This is a genomic window from Brachyspira pulli (assembly GCF_036997785.1).
Lineage (GTDB): Bacteria > Spirochaetota > Brachyspiria > Brachyspirales > Brachyspiraceae > Brachyspira > Brachyspira pulli.
The window spans coordinates 1-2,230 of record NZ_JAWLQI010000129.1 but is presented as its reverse complement, the minus strand read 5'-3'; the positions used below and the strand labels follow the sequence as shown (position 1 = coordinate 2,230).

1 protein-coding gene is annotated in these 2,230 nt (G+C 19.6%); it reads left to right on the top strand.

Features of this window, described 5'->3' with window-relative positions; all coding sequences use genetic code 11:
• Window positions 1–149 precede the first annotated feature (149 nt).
• Entirely contained in the window at window positions 150–1,940 is a 1,791-nt protein-coding gene (locus R4K56_RS14660) for a hypothetical protein (protein WP_335786934.1), read from the top strand.
• The last annotated feature ends 290 nt before the right edge of the window (window positions 1,941–2,230 follow it).

Below are 2,230 nucleotides of genomic sequence, written 5' to 3'. Positions count from 1 at the left end.
AAAAATCAAAAATCAACAATCAACAATCAACAAGCAACAAGCAACAAGCAACAAGCAATAATATCTTACTTTCTTAATCAAATTTATCTTTATTGCAAAAAATTTATTGATCAACCTGAATACAACTTTTGTATTTTATGGAGTAATTTATGAAAAATAAATTAAATAAGCTCTTATTAATTACAAGTGCTGTACTTATGGTATCAATATTCGTTTTATCAGCATTAAGTTCAGTTAACAGAATTGGTTATTTATTAGATTTTCAATTAAATAGAGAGTTATCTAAAAAAAATGAATATCATTATGGCTTTAGGATAAAATATCACAGTAAAATATTTATAAATAGTGATATATATGGTGTTTATGTAGATACGAATAAAATTATTAAAGAAAATCATTTTATTAAAGAAATAAAAATGGAAAAAGTGGGAAGTCCTTTTGGAAATTTAATTTCTGAAAAAAAATTAGGATATAATGAAAAAATAGATAATATTAATTATAAATTGAAAGTAAAATTTACTATTTATTTAATTTTTATTTTAATATTAATAATATTAATGATATTATTAAATGTTAAATATTTTAATACAATAATTTGCAGTCCTAAAAATTCGGACTATATTATATTTTCTATAATTACAATACTATGTTTTTTTAGTTATATATATTCTGATGTTTTGGTAGTATTTCCTTTTAGTGTAAATTTCTTTAATGTAAATCCCCTGAATTTTTTTTATGAGGTTTATCAAAAAGTAGGTTCATATCATAAACCAGATGATCTACCTTATCTATCATATGTTATTTATTCTATTTTATTTTTACCATTATGGATATATTCAAAAATTAATAATATAACTTACTATACTTGGCACCATGATCAATTCAAAATAGGTACTTTTGAAATAATATATATAAAGTTATTATTATTTATATTTGTTATGTTATCTGCTATTATTATTTATAAAATATGTAAAAAAATTGGATTTAATAATGAAAAATCTAAATTATCTAGTTTTATGTTTATGACGTCACCATTTACAATGCTACCTGTTTTTATAATTAGTCAGGTGGAAATAATAATGATATTTTTCACTCTTTTAGGAATATTATATTATTTAAATAATAATAAAAAATATTTACTTTGGTTTGCAATAGCTATACCATTAAAACTATTTCCATTTTTCATATTAATACCTTTAGTGTTACTTAAAGAAAAACATATAAAAAAAATAATTATATATATTATTATACCAATACTTCCATATATTATTTCTTCTATAATATTTAAATCTCCTAATCCTTCTGTAAGAAATTTAACAGCTTTTGGTACTTTAATGGGGTATAAAATTATAGGTGTATCTATATTTATGATAATTTATTCATCAATATGTTTATTATCTTATTTAAAAAATATAAGTAATAACGAAGAATTTTATAAATTAACAATATATATTAGTTTTTTTGTATTTTCATTACTAACCATAGTAAATACAAATTTTCATATGTATTGGATAGTGATATTATCTCCATTTATGGCTATATTATTATTGTTTAGTAGATGCAATATCGTTTTAAAAATAATAGTAGAGTTTATTTCAACATTATTTTATGCTATATATATTTCCCAATTTGCTTCATTAATATCAATGCATGAGGCATTAAGAACTAAATCTATACTTTTCATAAGGTTATTTGTGCATAATAATAAATTTTATAATATAAGAGAAGTATTTCCGCAATTTTTTGAAAATGCGGATATTATTAGTGCAATATATTCATTTTTTATTATTGGTATTATGATACTATTAATATTATATTATAAATACAATAACTATGATGATAATGCAAACATAAACCTTCCTAGATATTTAGTATATATAAGATTTATTCCTACAGTATTTATTATATTTTTAATATGGTATCTAGGATTAATGCATTAGTTTATAAAATACTATTAGATATAAGTACTGTAATATATTTGATTAAAAAACAAGCCTAACTATTTATTTAATAGCTAGGCTTTATTTATAATATTAAATATTAATTATTCACTTAAAATTTTTTTTTAATACTTCCTTAACGATTTAAGAACTTTCATTAATAACATGTACTTTATAATTTATATATCATCAATAATACACTATTATCAAATATAATTTTTAATTATAAATGCACAGGAGCCAGACATATTGCATTAAGTATTCCTTAGTTTTTTAAAGTATAACATAGG